The following is a 14,971-nucleotide window of genomic DNA, read 5'->3' on the forward strand; positions in this document are numbered from 1 at the left end:
GGCTGTGTCTGTGACGCCTTTTTTACAGGCGTCGTTCCATGAATACGGACAGCGGATCGGGCTGGTAGTCGCCGAACGGTGGGATATCTTCAAAGCCGAAGCGGCGGTAAAGCCCGAGCGCTTCGGGTTGCGAAATACCGGTTTCCAGCCGCAGGGTGGGCAGGTTCAGCCGCGTCGCTTCGGTAATCAGGGCTTCGAGAATGCGCACGCCCAGTTTGCGGCCGCGTAAGGCCGGATCAACCCACATGCGCTTCAGTTCGCCATAGCCAGTGGCAATACGGATCGCGCCGCAGCCGACGGCCACGCCGGCGCGTTCAACGATCAGGAAGCGGATATCGGGTTGGCAGAAGGTGTCGACGTCCAGCATGTGGTTGCTTTCGGCCGGATAGAGCCCGGCCATATAGGCGTCGCTGGCTTCCAGAAGCGCGATCACGTCGTCGCGCTTCGCATCGCCGAAGGCGAAGCTCAAGTCGTCTGAGCCGTCCATCACGCCGCTTGGCCCTTGCTGACGGCGCCAAAGGTCAGGGGCGCGCCCCAGAAGGCTTCGATCAGGGCCGATTGGCTGCGCGGCTCGCCGGTGGTCAGGAAGATTCGGCCGGCCGAGGTGCCGACATCGTATTCTGGATGGCGCTCGACATATTGCCCCAGCGCCTGGGCGACCGATGGCGGCTGATGGATGATGGGCGTACCCTCAGGCAAAGCTTCGCGGAACAGATCGGCGACCAGCTCATAGTGCGTGCAGCCAAGGATGGCGCGGTCGGGGAAGCGGCCGATGCGCAGCCGCAAACTCTCGACATGGCCCTTGATCTTGGCGGCCAGGGCTTCCCGCGATGCCGCCTGCTCAATCATGTCGGCCAGGCCGGAACAGGCTTCGGTAAAGACGGCGATGTCCTGGCGGCGCTTGTCGATTTCGATTTCGTAGACGCGCGACCGGGCGGTGGCGACGGTGGCGAAGACGCCGACGACATCGAGCTTCTCGATCTTTTCGCCACGGCGCTCAGCTTCGTGTTCCCAAGGCAGGCCAGTGGCGGCTTCGATGGTCGGCACGATGATGCCCAGCACATTGACCGGGCGCTTATAGGTCTTGCGGTATTGCGCCAGCCAGCTCGATTGCAGACGGCGCAGCGCCACGGCCGATGCCGTATTGCACGCCAGGACGACCAGAGACGCGCCGGCGTCGAACAGGGTCTCGCAGCCTTCGCGCGTCATTTCGACGATCGCTTCGCCGGACTTGTCGCCGTACGGGGTGTTGGCCTGGTCGGCAAGATAGATGAAATCGGCCTGTGGCAAGCGGTTGACAAGCGCGTGGTGGATACTCAATCCGCCTACGCCGGAATCGAAAACGCCGATGGCCATTGAAAGTCGTTCCAGAATGAACAATTGTTAATTAGGTGGACGCGAATATGCGCCTAACCTGACCAATTACGCTGTTTGTCCTGTGCCGTAAACGCCGATCCTGTAACGTTTGCGACAAAATCCGGAGTCCCGATGTCCGATCATTCCCTCGACCGCCGCACCGTTATGGGCCTGATGGCCGCGACCGCTTTGACCCCCGCCGCGGCCATATCCGCGGAGGACGGCGCGGCGCTTTTGCTGACTGCGGAATGGCAGGGGCCTTATGGCGGCATCCCGCCGTTCGACAAGGTCGATATCAAGACGTTCGAGGCGTCCTTCGATCAAGCGATCGCCTCCCAACGCCAGGAAATCAACGCCATCACCGCTAATACAGAGCCGGCGACTTTCGACAACACGATCGTGCCCTACGAGCGCTCTGGCAAGGCGCTGGGCCGCGTATCGACCATCTATGGCATCTGGACGGGCGGGCTGAACAATCCGGAACTTCAGGCCATGGGCAAGGTGATCCAGCCCAAGCTTGCGGCATTCTCCGATGAGATCAGCCAGAACCAGAAGCTCTTCAAGCGCATTAAGGCGGTTTACGACAACAAGGCGCAATTCAACCTGACGCCGGAACAGGACCGCCTGCTGTGGCTGAACTATACGGGGTTTGTCCGCGCCGGCGCCGCCTTGTCGGCCAAGGACAAGAAGCGCGTCGCCGCCATCAACCAGGAACTGTCGCTGCTGTTCAAGCAGTTCTCCGACAACCTGCTTCACGACGAAGAGCAGGTCCTGGTCGTGAGCGAAGCCGAACTGGCCGGTGTGCCGGACGGCTTCAAGGCGTCGCTGAAGCGCGCGGACGGCAGCTATGGTATCGCCAATACGCGCTCGGTCATGGAGCCGGTGACGACGTTCGCTACCTCCCGCGCCCTGCGGGAAAAGGTGTGGCGCGCCTTCGTCAACCGCGGCGACAATGGCGATCAGTGGGACAATAACGCGATCATCGGCAAGATCCTGAAGCTGCGTTATGAGCGCGCGCGCTTGCGTGGCTATGAGACCCACGCGCACTGGCGTCTCGAAAACGCCATGGCCAAGACGCCCGAAAACGCCATGGCGCTGATGGAGGCCGTGTGGACCCCGGCCGTGGCGCGCGTCAGGGAAGAGGTGGCCGACATGCAGGCCATCGCCGACAAGGAAGGCGCAAATATCACGATCGAGCCGTGGGACTATCGCTTCTATGCCGAGAAGGTCCGCAAGGCGAAGTACGACCTCGATGAAAACGAGATCAAGCCATACATGCAGCTGGAAAAGCTCAGCGAAGGCATGATGTGGGCGGCCGGCCAGATCTATGGTTTCGAGTTTACGCCGGTGACCGATGTGCCGGTTTTCCATCCGGACGTTCGCGTGTGGAAGGTGACGCGCAACGGCAAGCCGAACGGCCTGTTCTACTTCGACCCCTATGCCCGTCCTGGCAAGCGTTCCGGCGCCTGGATGAACGCCTATCGCAGCCAGCAGCGCATGGACGGCAAGGACATCCTGCCGCTGGTGTCGAACAATTCGAATTTCGTGAAGGCGGCGCCGGGCGAGCCGATCCTGATCTCGTGGGATGACGCGACGACGCTGTTCCACGAATTCGGTCACGCCATCCACGGCCTGTCGTCGAACGTCACCTATCCGACGCTTTCGGGTACGTCCGTGGCGCGCGACTATGTTGAATTCCCGTCACAGCTCAATGAGCACTGGTTGCCGACTAATGAGGTGCTGTCGCGATTTGCCACGCACTACAAGACAGGCGAAGCCATGCCGCAGGCCTTGCTCGACAAGATCAAGAAGGCCGATACGTTCAACCAGGGTTTTGCGACGGTCGAGTATCTGTCGTCGGCCCTGATCGACATGAAGTATCACCTGGCTGGCGGCGCGGATATCGATCCGGATGCGTTCGAGCGCGAGGAGCTGACCAAGCTGGGTATGCCAAAAGAAATCGTCATGCGCCACCGCTCACCGCAGTTCGGGCATGTCTTCTCATCGGACGGTTATTCGGCGGGTTATTACAGCTATCTGTGGTCGGACACGCTGACCGCCGACTGCGCCGAAGCCTTTACCGAGGCGGGCGGTTTCTATGACAAGGCGGTTGCCGATCGCCTGCAGAAACACGTGCTGAGCGTTGGCAATACGATCGATCCGGCGGATGGTTATCGGGCTTTCCGTGGCCGCGATCCGAACCGCGATGCCCTGATGCGCAAGCGGGGTTTCCCGGTAAAGTAACGGGGTGTGGGGCCTGAGGCCCCAAGACTTTTAAGATCAAAAGAAATGTCTGGCCCCAAAAGGCCAGGCATTTCTTTTGATATCAGAAGGTTTTGTGGGGTCACGGACCCCACACCCCGTATCTTTTACGGGATTTCCGCACTATATAGCCCCCATGAACCGTCCGTTTCTTAAGATGAACGGGCTCGGTAACGACTTTATCGTCGTCGATGCCCGCCAGAACGCCTTCGCCCCCGCGCCCGATCAGATCCGGCAGTGGTCCGATCGTGCGTCCGGCGTCGGCTTCGACCAGCTGATCGCCATCGAGGACAGCACAGACGGTGATGCCTTCATGCGTGTCTGGAACGCCGATGGCGGCACTGTCGAAACCTGCGGCAACGCCTTGCGTTGCGTCGCCTGGGTACTGAACCGCGACATGCCGGACAAGATGCTCAAGATCAACACCCTGGGCGGGCTGACCCGGGCGAATATCCTGCGCGCCGACGATAAGACCGGCACGGCCAGTGTCGATATGGGCACACCGCGTCTCGAGTGGCAGGAGATTCCGCTGTCCGAGGAAATGGACACCCTGCGCCTGGAGCTTCAGGTCGGGCCGATTGATGATCCGCTCTATCACACGCCCTGCGCCGTCTCGATGGGCAATCCGCACGTCGTCTTCTTTGTCGATGATATCAATAAGGTCGATGTCGCCGCCACCGGCTCGCTGATCGAAAACCATCCGCTCTTCCCCGAAGGCGTCAATGTCGAGTTCGCGCAAATCCTTGACCGCGGAACCATCCGCATGCGCGTCTGGGAACGCGGCTCTGGCATCACCCAGGCCTGCGGCACAGGCGCCTGTGCCACGCTCGTCGCTGCCGCCCGCCGTGGCCTGACCGAACGCTCGGGCACCGTTATCATGGACGGCGGGCCGCTGCATATCGCCTGGGCCGACAACGACCACGTCATCATGACCGGCCCGGTCGAGCTCGAATTCACGGGTGAGCTGTGAGCGACGACAGCCGGCCTCTATCTAGCGTAGACGTGGTGACCTTTGGTTGTCGCCTGAACTCTTATGAGAGCGAGGTCATCCGCAAGACCGCTGCCGACGACGGCCTGAAAGACGCTATCATCTTCAACACGTGCGCCGTCACCGGCGAAGCCGTGCGCCAGGCACGTCAGGCCATTCGCCGTGCGCGCAAGGAAAACCCCAACCGCAAGCTGATCGTCACCGGCTGCGCGGCGCAAACCGATCCTGGCATGTTCGCCGAAATGACCGAGGTCGATTTCGTCATCGGCAATGCCGACAAGCAGACAAAGGGCGCCTATGCCCTGACGGCCGACAGCGCCCGCGTCGTCGTCAATGACGTCTTTTCGGTCAAGGAAACCGCCGGTCACCTGATCGATGGCCTCAAGGATCGCGCGCGCGCCTTTGTCGAGGTGCAGAATGGCTGCGATCACCGCTGCACCTTCTGCATCATCCCCTATGGCCGTGGCAATTCGCGCTCGGCTGCCGCCGGCGATGTCATCAGCCAGACGCAAAAGCTGGTGACGCAGGGCTATAACGAAATCGTCCTGACCGGTGTCGACCTGACCTCATGGGGCGCCGACCTGCCGGGCACGCCGCAGCTAGGCAACTTGGTGGCGCGTATCCTCAAGCTGGTGCCCGAGCTGAAGCGTCTGCGCCTGTCGTCGATCGACGCCGCCGAAATCGACGACACCCTGCTGCGCGCCTTTGCCGAGGAAGAGCGCCTGGCGCCTTATCTGCACCTGTCGCTGCAACACGGTGACGACCTGATCCTCAAGCGCATGAAGCGCCGCCACCTGCGCGCCGATGCCATAAAGCTGGTCGAAACCGTCCGCGCCATCCGTCCGGACATTTCTTTCGGCGCCGATATGATCGCCGGTTTCCCGACCGAGACCGAAGAGCATTTCGCCAATGCCGTTGCCCTGGTGGACGATTGCGACCTCAGCTTCCTGCACGTTTTTCCGTACAGCCCACGCCCGCAGACCCCGGCGGCCAAGATGCCGCAACTGCCGCGCACCACTATCAAGGAGCGCGCTGAACGCCTGCGCGCCAAGGGGACGGAGGCGCTGACCCGCCATCTCAACCGCCAGACCGGCCGTACACTCAGTTGCGTCGTCGAAAAGCCGGGCTTTGCCCGCGCCGCCGACTTTACCGAGGTCGTTTTTGAAGGACATGCCGTGCCCGGACAATTGGCCGACATCTTCATTACAGGCCACGACGGCAAGCACGCCATTGGAAACTTGGACAAACTGGGCTAAACGCCGATCATGGCTGAAGAAAAGAAAAAAGGCTGGTTCCAGCGCCTGACCGAAGGTCTGTCGAAGACCTCGCAGAACCTGACCGAGCAGGTCACCCAGGTCTTTGTTCAGAAGGAGGCGCTGACTGACGCCGACCTGGAAGAGCTCGAAGACCTTTTGATCGAAAGCGATCTGGGCCCGGCGGTCGCCGCCACGATCGCAGAAAAGATGTCGCAGGCGCGCTTTACCTCCGCCAAGGATTCGACCGCCGTGCGCGCCGTTCTGGCCGACGCCCTGGCCGATGAGCTGGTCGGCCACGAAGGCACCTTCGATCCTTTGTCCGGCCCCAAGCCCTATATTGTCCTGTTCGTCGGTGTGAACGGGTCGGGCAAGACGACGACACTCGGCAAGATCGCTGCCTCGCTGACGCGCAAGGGCGCCAAGGTGCTGATCGTCGCCGGCGACACCTTCCGCGCCGCTGCCGTTGAACAGCTCAAGGTCTGGTCACAGCGCGCCGGCGCCGACTTCATGGGCCGCAAGACCGGCGCCGATGCGGCGGGCCTCGCCTTTGACTCGGTGACCAAAGCCAAGGAAGAAGGCTACGACGTCGTCCTGATCGACACCGCCGGCCGCCTGCAGAACAAGCAGCAACTGATGGATGAGCTGTTGAAGATCGTCCGGGTCATCAAACGCATTGATTCGGATGCCCCGCATGAGACCCTGCTGGTGCTCGACGCCACGGTCGGCCGCAATGCGCTCAGCCAGGAACAGATCTTCGGCCGTCAGGCGTTCGTCTCGGGGCTGGTCATGACTAAGCTGGACGGCACGGCGCGTGGTGGTATCCTGATCCCCATCGCCAAGGCCTCCGACGCCCCGATCAAGCTGATCGGGGTCGGTGAGGATATCGAGGACCTTCACGATTTCAAGGCGCGCGACTTCGCCCGTTCCATGGTCGGACTAGAGCCCGTTGGAGACAGTCAATGACCGATAAGCCGACTGAGGAACAACTGGTCGACGCCACGGACAAGGCGACGGAAAAGCTGATGGAAACGGCGCTGAAGGCCGATCCGGAACTGGCCATTAATCCGGCACAGCCCAAGCAGAACTGGATCAAGACCGGCGTTGACTACGGCCCGCTGATCGCTTTTGGCGCGGGCTTTCTGATCGCCCGGCTGACCAAGCAGGAAGGCTCGATGCCGCTGGTCTACGCCAGCGGCGCCCTGGCCGTGGCATCAGTCATCGCCCTGATCGTCGGCTTTGTTGCCGAAAAGCGTATCGCCTGGATCCCTCTGGCGGCCGCGGCCATCGGCATTCCGTTCGCCATCCTGACGGTGGTTTTTCACGACGGCATCTTCGTCAAGATCAAGATGACCATCGTCAATATCATCATCGCCGGCGTCCTTTTGGGTGGTGTCGCGCTGAAGAAGCAGCCGCTTAAGGCGCTGCTGGGTGAGGCGCTGAAGCTGCGTGATGAGGCCTGGCCCAAGCTGACCGTCTACTATGCGCTCTTCTATCTGGCGATGGCGGCGATCAACGAAGCCGTCTGGCGCACCCAGACCGACGACGTCTGGGTGACGTGGAAGATGGCGTCGATGATCGGCGGACCGGTCGTCTTTTCCATAGCGCTCCTGCCTTTCCTGATGAAAAACATGGTGTCTGCGGAAAGCTCGGTGACGAAATAATCCGTACCCGGATGGAAATGTCGCAAAATTGTTGTATTTGTCTGGCAAAGTGTATGTAGGTTTTGTTTGCGCGATACTTTGCCAAAAACCGCTGCACACTTTTTGGCGTATCGCTTATCGCGTTTGACCCAGCCATGACAGGGCGTCACATGAAGAAGTCAAAACACGCCGATGCGTCGTCTTCCCGCGCATTATTCGAGGATTCACCCTCGCACCTCCTGCACCGCGTTCTGCAAATCGCGCTTGATATCTATAATGCCGAAGCCGGAGAGGGCGCGCTGACCCAGCGTCAGTACGCCGTGCTCAAGGCGCTCGGCGGCACCGAAGGCCTGTCGCAGACCGACCTGGTTCGCCTGACCGGCATCGACCGCTCGACCTTGGCCGACCTGGTCGCGCGCATGCTGACCAAAGGCCTCCTGAAGCGCGAACGCTCGACCACCGACGCCCGCGCCAACCTGGTTCAGATCGATGAAGGTGGTGCCGCCGCCCTGGCCGACATGGAGCCGCGCGTCCTGGCCGCCGACGGCAAGATCCTGGCCCTCCTGTCGCCGCCCAAGCGCGAAAGCTTCGTCAAGTTGCTGCGCAAGATCACCTCGGCGCGCGAGGCCGAACTGAACGGCGAACCGGTCGTCCGCAAGGAAAAGTCCGAAGAGCAGAAGGCCGAGAAGAAGGCGCGCAAGAAGGCGCACAAGAAGGACGATGGCCGCAAGCTGGCCAAGAAGATCAAGAAGCTGCCCATGCCGGCCATGTCCGAAGGCGCCAGCGGTCAGGTCGAAAGCGATCCGGTTACGGCGCCTGTCGCTGTCGCCGAGTAGTTACACCACGATATTCAGGAAAGAGCCCGGCCGGCGCAGTGGCTGGTTGGGGTCCACGCTGGTCGGCGCTGGATTGGAAACCGGCGTGGCGCGGGCGATATCGGCTGCCGTATAGGTGGCCGGCGTGATCTTGGGTTCCGTCACCTGCTGGAAGAAGGCGCGTTGCGCTTGCAGGACGCTGGTAAAGCTGTTTTGTTGCGCAGGCGCCTGCGCCGCCGGGCGAGGTGTCGCTTGCGGCGTGTTGAGCAGTTGGGCGAGGGACGGACGAATCTCTGTGGCCATGGCCGCACACTGCACCAAATCAGGTATTTAAATGGTTAACGGCGATTAAGTGCTTTCCTTCTCCCTGCTTGCGGGGAGAAGGTGGTCCGAAGGACCGGATGAGGGGCAATTACGCGGGTTGCGCGTGCACAACCGCTTGTCGCCCCTCACCCTAACCCTCTCCCCGCAAGCGGGGAGAGGGGACGCAGTGATGGCCCTTGACATAGCCCGCCAAAAAACGAGACCGTCCGACGGTGAAGATTCAAGCCGACAATTTGATAAAGCCACTCGTCAAAACCCTGATCGTTTTTTTGGCGTTTCAGGTCGTGCTTGCCCTTGTCAACGTCGCTCTGCCGCCGGACATGACGCGGGCTAGGGAAGCCTCCGCCGTCGCCCTCGATCGAAATGGCACATGGCTCAGGGCCCTACCTGTCGAAGACGGCCGCTGGCGCATCCGCGCCGACCTCACACGCACTGACCCGGTCTTTGTGCGCAACCTGCTGAGCGTCGAGGACGAACGCTTCTATCTTCATCCCGGCGTCGATGGCGCGGCGATCGTCCGGGCGTTTTTGTCCAACATTCACGCCGGGAATATCGTTTCCGGTGGATCGACCATCACCATGCAGACGGCGCGCCTCTTGTCGCCGCATCCGCGCGACTATGGCAATAAGGCGCTGGAGGCTTTGCGCGCCCTTCAACTGGAGCTGCGTTACTCGAAGCGCGAAATCCTGTCGATCTATCTGTCGCTGGCACCCTATGGCGGTAATCTCGAAGGCGTGCGCGCCGCCTCGCTCAGCTATTTCGGCCATGAGCCGGAAAGCCTGACACTCGGCGAACAGGCCCTGCTGATTTCGCTTCCACAGGCGCCGGAAGCCCGCCGTCCCGATCGCCGGCCGGTGGCGGCGCGCAACGGCCGCGACGATGTCCTGCGCCGCCTGGAACGCGCCAATGCCGCCGGCAGCGCACTGATCGACGAAGCGATCAATGAGCCCCTGCCGTCGCGTCGCTTTGCTTTTCCGGCTGTTGCCTGGCACGCCGCCGGACGGCTGGCGCACGACGCCAAAGGCCTGCAACCGACGGTCCTGACGTCGATCGATGCCGACCTGCAGAAGCGCCTGGAGCTGATGGCGGCGGCAACCGCGCGCCAACAGGGACCGAACAGTTCGGTCGCTATTCTGGTGATCGACATCAGGACGCGCGGCGTACGCGCCAGCGTCGGTTCGGGCGGGCTGGATCGTCCGGGCGGCTGGGTCGACATGACGCGGGCCCTGCGCTCGCCGGGCTCGGCGCTGAAGCCCTTCGTCTATGGCTTCGGTTTCGAAGACGGCGTTATTGCGCCCGACACGCGGCTGATGGATGTGCCGACGCGTTTCGGCGACTATCAGCCGGAGGATTTCGAGCGCGTCTTTCACGGCGAGGTGTCGGTCAAGGAGGCGTTGATCAATTCGCTCAATGTCCCGGCGGTGGCCGTGCTTAACCGCGTCGGGCCGGAAGCCTTCGAAGGTCGGCTGGAAGCGGCGGGCGTCAAGCTGGTGCGGCCGAAGTCACGGCTGAAACAGGCGGGCCTCGCCCTCGCCCTGGGCGGCAACGGCATCCGCTTGGATGACCTGGCGTTGCTCTACGCGGCGCTTGGCGACCATGGCGTCGCCAAGCCGCTGGCCTACACTTTGGCGGAAGAGCGCGGCCGGATACGCGAAGGCGGCAGCCGCCTGATGCGTGCCGAGGCGGCCGACAAGGTCATCGACATCCTGCGCGAAACACCGCCGCCGTCGGGCCGCCTGCCGGGACCATTGATGCGCGCCGGCAATCGTCCGGCCTTCAAGACGGGGACTTCTTATGGCTTCCGCGATGCCCTGGCGGTCGGTATCGCTGGTGGGTATGCGGTGATGGTGTGGACCGGCCGACCCGATGGCGGCGCGCGCGCCGACCAGACCGGTCGCGAAGCCGCGGCGCCCTTGCTGTTCGATGTCTTCGACCAGATCTACGCGCCGTCGCAACTGCCCCGGGCGCTGACGCCCAATGGCGCGCCTCAGGCGCTGAAGGTCCTGAACGCGCAGGACACCAGGGCCTCGATCCTGTTTCCGCCCAAGGGGGCGACCGTCTATGTCGAGCGCGTCGGCGGCGGAAAGGATGGACTGAAACTGGCGCGGCCGCTGAAATTGTCGGCGCACGGACAAAGACCGGTCAATTGGTATGTCGATGGCAAGCCGGTCCTGGAGGACGCCAATGGCGAATTCAGCTGGTCGCCGGCCGCCGAAGGCTTTTACGACGTGACCGTGGTCGATGCGTCGGGACAGAGCGACCGCAGCAAGGTGCGGATCGTCGCGATTGATGGCGCCCGGCCAGAGTAATCAGCGCTTGGTGACGTAGTCCATCACGTCCTGGAACGTCCCGACCCAGATATCCGGATCATTACGCAGATAGTCGACCAGTTCCTGGTGCGCCTGCGCGGATACGGACAGATATTCGCCGCCGACGCCGTGGAACACCAGTATGCTCAGACCGCCGGCTTCCTCGACGCGTTTGACATGGGCTATCAGTTCGGCGCTGTCGGTTGAGCCGGAGGCGGGGATGCTGAGCAGATCGATCGCGGTGGCGTCCGTGATGATGGAAGCGTCCAGATTGCCGCCGTTACGGGCGTATTTCACCAGGCCTGAACGGCGCAGGGCGTCCCGGTAGTCCTGGCCGCCGACAAGCGTCTGGGCGCACGGATAGGCCAGGGTGCGCGGCTTTGGGCCGTCGATGGCGTTCAGCGCGCTGTTCATGATGGCGATTTCGCCGAGAATCCGTGCTTCCGTATAGGTGTCGGTGGCATTCGGCCGGCCCGGCAGGATCGACAGCGGACAGGGATGGGTTTCGGTATGGTTGCCCAGCTCGTGGCCATTGCGGCTGACGGTCCGCCAGCGCAGCAGGTCTGTGGGCGCCTTCATATTCAGAAAGAAGGTGCCTTTCAGGCCCGCCTTGTCGAGCTGCGGGATGGCGTTGTCCAGTTGCGACGTCATGGCGTCGTCATAGGTGAGCACAATGGCGGCTTTTTTGCCGGCCGGCCATTGGATGGGTTCAGCGGCCGCCGGCAAGGCCAGCAGGGCAAGAGCGGAGACGAAGAGGGCAGGCTTAAGCATGATCATTCCACCGTGTGCAGGTCGCGGCCCCTGGTTTCCTTCATGAAGATCAGCGCCACCAGAACGGCCAGGGCGCCGGTGATGACCGGATACCACAGGCCGTAATAGATATTGCCGGCGGCGGCGACCATGGCGAAGCTCAAGGCCGGTTGCAGGCCGCCGAACCACCCGGTGCCGATATTGTAGGGCAGGCTCATGGCGGTATAGCGTACGCGCGTCGGGAACATCTCGACAAGGGCGGACGCCATCGGGCCGTAGAGCGCGGTGGCGGCAAAGGCGAAGACGCACAGGATCGCGAACATGGCCCACAGATTGGCCTTTTTCGGATCGGCTTTTTCCGGATATCCCGCGGCAGTCAGGGCCGCCTTGATCTCTGTCGTCGCCTTGCCGCGCAGGGCTTTGACGCCAGCCTTGTCCAGCCCCGCCCCCGAAGCAATCTCTATGCGCCGGCCGCCGATTTCGGCGACGGCGGTCGATGTACCGGCCGATGCCGCCTGGCTTTCATAGGGGACGCCGATATTGGACACGACGCTCTTGGCCAGGTCGCAGGCGGTCGAAAACTGTGCGGTACCGGTCAGGTCGAATTGAAAGGTGCATTGCGCCGGGTCGGCGATAATGCGCACCGGCGCGGTGCGGTAGGCGGCATCGAGGTCAGGATTGCCGAATTTCAGCAGCGCCTGGAAACCCGGGAAGAAGGTCAGGCAGGCGAGCGCAATACCGAAGATCATCACCGGCTTGCGGCCCCACCTGTCCGAGAGGCGCGCGAACAGGATATAGAGGGGCGCCGACACCAGCGTCATGCCGATGATCAGCGTGTCTTTCTGCTGAGGATCGAGGCGGACCATCTTTTCCAGGAAGACCTGGGTATAGAAGAAGCTGGTGTACCAGACGACGCCCTGGGCCGTCATGAAACCGAAGAGCGCGATCAGCATGCCCTTCAGGTTCGACCACTTCGTAAAGATTTCCGACAGCGGCGATTTGGCGATCTGGCCCTGGTCATGCAGCGCCTTGAAGGCCGGACTTTCCGCGGTCTTGGCGCGAATATAGACGCTGACGATCAGCAGACCGGTCGAAATCAGGAAGGGAATGCGCCAGCCCCAGTCGGCAAAGGCGGGTTCGCCCACGACCTTGCGGGTGGCCAGAATAACGGCCAGGGCCGCGATCAGGCCAAAGGCCGCGCTCGACTGGATCCAGCTTGTGTAGGCGCCGCGCTTGTCGGGCGGTGCGTGCTCGGCGACATAGATAGCCGCGCCACCGTACTCACCGCCCAACGCAAAGCCCTGAACGACACGTAATGCCACAAGGAGAATAGGGGCCACCGGCCCGGCCTGGGCGTAGGTCGGCAGGCAGCCGATCAGTATGGTGGCGATCCCCATGACGAGGATGGTCCAGAGGAAGGTGCCCTTGCGGCCCTTCTTGTCGCCGATATGGCCAAAGACCAGGGCGCCGACCGGGCGGGCAATGAAACCGACGGCAAAGGTCAGGAGCGTCAGTATGGTCCCGAGCGTGCCCGAGACGCCGGCATAGAAGTTCTGGGCGATGATGGTCGTCAGGGCGCCGAAGATGAAGAAGTCGTACCATTCGAACGTCGTGCCGGCTGCCGAAGCCGCCACAATGGTCTTGAGGCCGCCGGTCGCGCCCTTTTGCGTCTCAGCCATGCACTGGCCCCCTGTGTTCTTATGTTCGGGCATTACCCTGTTACGGCATTTGACCCAATGCCGAAGGATTGACAAGACTCTTGATGATGTAAGGAGAAAAAGGCCGCCCTCCGTCCGGGACAATCGACGGACGAAGAGCAGCAGGACAAGCCAGACTGCATTCGCGGGTGGTGAGGGGGGATACAACCCGAATCATGCAATCGTTTTCATCATGACGTGTGTTCGTAAACAAATCAACAATAAGGCGAAGCGGCTTGGCGAATATCGCGCTTTTGGCGTAAGGTGAGGGAAAGCGTTGCGTTAAGTCTGTTTTGCCGCGATAGTCGCGCCGAAGACGGCCGGCAGGTTCGGCATATCGCTTCAGGGGGTTGCCATGAAATTTTCTCAACCGGTCCATGCCCCTGAAGGGCTGAACACCTACGCCAAGGTCAATCGCGTGCGCCCGGTGCACATGCTGATAACGGTCTTCGAGGCGCTGCTGGCGCTCTTGGGCGTTATCGTTCTGGTGCTGCTGGTCCGTTACGGCTCGTTCGAAGCCGCCGGCCGCGCCATTGACGGTGCTGTGGGCTGCGTTCATGGCCACGTGACCAAGCTGTTGGGCGGGAAGGGCGATCCGGCCAAGGATACGCATTCTATCTGACCTTCGGTTAAAGGGCTTGATTGGCCTCCTCTCCCGGTCCATAAGCGGCCCCGATTTTGTGCGGGGTTTTGACATGCTGGACGATCTGATCGAGAACAATCGCCGTTGGGCCCGGGAAAAGACCCAGGTCGATCCTGATTTCTTCAAGCGTCTGGTGCGTCAGCAATCGCCGGAATATTTCTGGATCGGTTGCGCGGACAGCCGTGTGCCGGCCAATGAAATCGTCAATCTCGACCCCGGCGAAATGTTCGTCCATCGCAATGTCGCCAACCTGGCGCCGCCGCAGGACGCCAATTATCTCAGCACGCTGCAATACGCGGTTCACGTCCTGAAGGTGAAGCATGTGTTGGTCGTCGGCCACTATGGTTGCGGCGGCGTGCGCACGGCGATCGAGTCCGAGGATCACGGCCTGATCGATCACTGGCTGACGCCGATCCGCGATGTCGCTCATACGCACAAGCACGAACTGGACGCCTGCCCCAGCCTGTCGGCCAAGGTCGACCGGCTGTGCGAGCTGAACGTGACGGCGCAGGTGCGCAATGTCGCCACCAACCCGATCACGGTGGCGGCATGGCGGGCGGGCCAGTCCCTGACCATCCACGGCTGGGTTTATGAGCTGAGCACCGGGCTTGTGAACGATCTGGGGATCAGCGTCGGCAATGTCGAAGAACGCGAATCGCTTTTCGGTATTTAGGGTCGAGATACCGAAAAGTGTGCAGCGATGTTCGGCCGGTTTGGCCTGTTAAAGACTTATCCACATTTTGGGCGAATTATGCACTTCGCGCCGTTGGCAAGCTGAGGTAGAAGGGCTAATTCCGTCCTGATATTTACACTTCCTAATGGCATTTTAATAAAAATTAACGGCCTCATATACAGGTTTTTTATTTCCTGTCAGAGGTTCGTTAAGACTTAGCCGTCAAACTGAAGCCGCCTTATGGTTAAGGCTTTTGGT

Annotated in this window: 14 protein-coding genes; 9 read left to right on the plus strand and 5 right to left on the minus strand. The window is 61.8% G+C overall.

Features of this window, described 5'->3' with window-relative positions; all coding sequences use genetic code 11:
* Positions 1-22: 22 nt before the first annotated feature.
* The gene (locus J2X24_RS13025; protein ID WP_209722207.1) at positions 23-487 is read right to left on the minus strand and encodes a GNAT family N-acetyltransferase; all 465 of its coding nucleotides are present in this window, start codon (positions 485-487) and stop codon (positions 23-25) included.
* Entirely contained in the window at positions 487-1,356 is an 870-nt protein-coding gene (locus J2X24_RS13030) for a glutamate racemase (RefSeq protein WP_209722210.1), read from the minus strand. The genes J2X24_RS13025 and J2X24_RS13030 overlap by 1 nt, the downstream gene beginning before the upstream one ends.
* 132 nt (positions 1,357-1,488) lie before the next feature.
* Here J2X24_RS13030 and J2X24_RS13035 point away from each other — a divergent pair, with 132 nt between their 5' ends.
* The 6 genes from J2X24_RS13035 to J2X24_RS13060 all read left to right on the plus strand — a co-directional run bounded on the left by J2X24_RS13035 (position 1,489) and on the right by J2X24_RS13060 (position 8,338).
* Positions 1,489-3,600, plus strand: a complete 2,112-nt coding sequence (locus J2X24_RS13035; RefSeq protein WP_209722214.1) for a M3 family metallopeptidase — start codon at positions 1,489-1,491, stop codon at positions 3,598-3,600.
* A gap of 154 nt (positions 3,601-3,754) precedes the next feature.
* A complete protein-coding gene (dapF, locus tag J2X24_RS13040; RefSeq protein ID WP_209722218.1) occupies positions 3,755-4,588 on the plus strand; it encodes a diaminopimelate epimerase in 834 nt (277 codons plus the stop codon).
* Complete coding sequence (gene mtaB, locus J2X24_RS13045) at positions 4,585-5,862, plus strand: tRNA (N(6)-L-threonylcarbamoyladenosine(37)-C(2))-methylthiotransferase MtaB (protein ID WP_209722221.1); 1,278 nt, start codon at positions 4,585-4,587, stop codon at positions 5,860-5,862. Before dapF ends, mtaB begins: the two co-directional genes overlap by 4 nt.
* A gap of 9 nt (positions 5,863-5,871) precedes the next feature.
* Positions 5,872-6,825 carry a signal recognition particle-docking protein FtsY gene (gene ftsY, locus J2X24_RS13050; RefSeq protein ID WP_209722224.1) on the plus strand — a complete coding sequence of 318 codons (954 nt, stop codon included), beginning with the start codon at positions 5,872-5,874 and terminating at the stop codon, positions 6,823-6,825.
* The gene (locus tag J2X24_RS13055; protein WP_209722227.1) at positions 6,822-7,523 is read left to right on the plus strand and encodes an inner membrane-spanning protein YciB; all 702 of its coding nucleotides are present in this window, start codon (positions 6,822-6,824) and stop codon (positions 7,521-7,523) included. Before ftsY ends, J2X24_RS13055 begins: the two co-directional genes overlap by 4 nt.
* 149 nt (positions 7,524-7,672) lie before the next feature.
* Entirely contained in the window at positions 7,673-8,338 is a 666-nt protein-coding gene (locus J2X24_RS13060; RefSeq protein ID WP_209722230.1) for a MarR family winged helix-turn-helix transcriptional regulator, read from the plus strand.
* Here J2X24_RS13060 and J2X24_RS13065 read toward each other — a convergent pair whose 3' ends face one another.
* The gene (locus J2X24_RS13065; protein WP_245344679.1) at positions 8,339-8,620 is read right to left on the minus strand and encodes a hypothetical protein; all 282 of its coding nucleotides are present in this window, start codon (positions 8,618-8,620) and stop codon (positions 8,339-8,341) included. It lies immediately after the preceding gene.
* A 305-nt stretch (positions 8,621-8,925) separates the two neighbouring features.
* Here J2X24_RS13065 and pbpC point away from each other — a divergent pair, with 305 nt between their 5' ends.
* Positions 8,926-10,950 carry a penicillin-binding protein 1C gene (pbpC, locus tag J2X24_RS13070; RefSeq protein WP_310003716.1) on the plus strand — a complete coding sequence of 675 codons (2,025 nt, stop codon included), beginning with the start codon at positions 8,926-8,928 and terminating at the stop codon, positions 10,948-10,950.
* Here pbpC and J2X24_RS13075 read toward each other — a convergent pair whose 3' ends face one another.
* Together J2X24_RS13075 and J2X24_RS13080 are read right to left on the minus strand one after the other, a co-directional pair.
* Positions 10,951-11,721 carry a polysaccharide deacetylase family protein gene (locus J2X24_RS13075; protein ID WP_209722233.1) on the minus strand — a complete coding sequence of 257 codons (771 nt, stop codon included), beginning with the start codon at positions 11,719-11,721 and terminating at the stop codon, positions 10,951-10,953.
* 2 nt (positions 11,722-11,723) lie between these two features.
* Positions 11,724-13,379 carry an MFS transporter gene (locus tag J2X24_RS13080; protein ID WP_209722236.1) on the minus strand — a complete coding sequence of 552 codons (1,656 nt, stop codon included), beginning with the start codon at positions 13,377-13,379 and terminating at the stop codon, positions 11,724-11,726.
* Positions 13,380-13,752: 373 nt separating this feature from the next.
* On the opposite strand from J2X24_RS13080, the gene J2X24_RS13085 reads away from it, so the two are divergent.
* Positions 13,753-14,019 carry a hypothetical protein gene (locus J2X24_RS13085; protein WP_209722238.1) on the plus strand — a complete coding sequence of 89 codons (267 nt, stop codon included), beginning with the start codon at positions 13,753-13,755 and terminating at the stop codon, positions 14,017-14,019.
* A 73-nt stretch (positions 14,020-14,092) separates the two neighbouring features.
* Positions 14,093-14,713, plus strand: a complete 621-nt coding sequence (locus J2X24_RS13090; RefSeq protein WP_209722241.1) for a carbonic anhydrase — start codon at positions 14,093-14,095, stop codon at positions 14,711-14,713.
* Positions 14,714-14,971: the final 258 nt, after the last annotated feature.

Source organism: Asticcacaulis solisilvae, assembly GCF_017875235.1.
Taxonomy (GTDB): Bacteria; Pseudomonadota; Alphaproteobacteria; order Caulobacterales; family Caulobacteraceae; genus Asticcacaulis; species Asticcacaulis solisilvae_A.

Bases quoted from the DNA above. Each gene is read 5' to 3' on its own strand.
- J2X24_RS13025 (WP_209722207.1), bottom strand. From the start codon at position 487: ATGGACGGCTCAGACGACTTGAGCTTCGCCTTCGGCGATGCGAAGCGC.
- J2X24_RS13030 (WP_209722210.1), bottom strand. From the start codon at position 1,356: ATGGCCATCGGCGTTTTCGATTCCGGCGTAGGCGGATTGAGTATCCAC.
- J2X24_RS13035 (WP_209722214.1), top strand. From the start codon at position 1,489: ATGTCCGATCATTCCCTCGACCGCCGCACCGTTATGGGCCTGATGGCC.
- dapF (WP_209722218.1), top strand. From the start codon at position 3,755: ATGAACCGTCCGTTTCTTAAGATGAACGGGCTCGGTAACGACTTTATC.
- ftsY (WP_209722224.1), top strand. From the start codon at position 5,872: ATGGCTGAAGAAAAGAAAAAAGGCTGGTTCCAGCGCCTGACCGAAGGT.
- J2X24_RS13055 (WP_209722227.1), top strand. From the start codon at position 6,822: ATGACCGATAAGCCGACTGAGGAACAACTGGTCGACGCCACGGACAAG.
- J2X24_RS13060 (WP_209722230.1), top strand. From the start codon at position 7,673: ATGAAGAAGTCAAAACACGCCGATGCGTCGTCTTCCCGCGCATTATTC.
- J2X24_RS13065 (WP_245344679.1), bottom strand. From the start codon at position 8,620: ATGGCCACAGAGATTCGTCCGTCCCTCGCCCAACTGCTCAACACGCCG.
- J2X24_RS13075 (WP_209722233.1), bottom strand. From the start codon at position 11,721: ATGCTTAAGCCTGCCCTCTTCGTCTCCGCTCTTGCCCTGCTGGCCTTG.
- J2X24_RS13080 (WP_209722236.1), bottom strand. From the start codon at position 13,379: ATGGCTGAGACGCAAAAGGGCGCGACCGGCGGCCTCAAGACCATTGTG.
- J2X24_RS13085 (WP_209722238.1), top strand. From the start codon at position 13,753: ATGAAATTTTCTCAACCGGTCCATGCCCCTGAAGGGCTGAACACCTAC.
- J2X24_RS13090 (WP_209722241.1), top strand. From the start codon at position 14,093: ATGCTGGACGATCTGATCGAGAACAATCGCCGTTGGGCCCGGGAAAAG.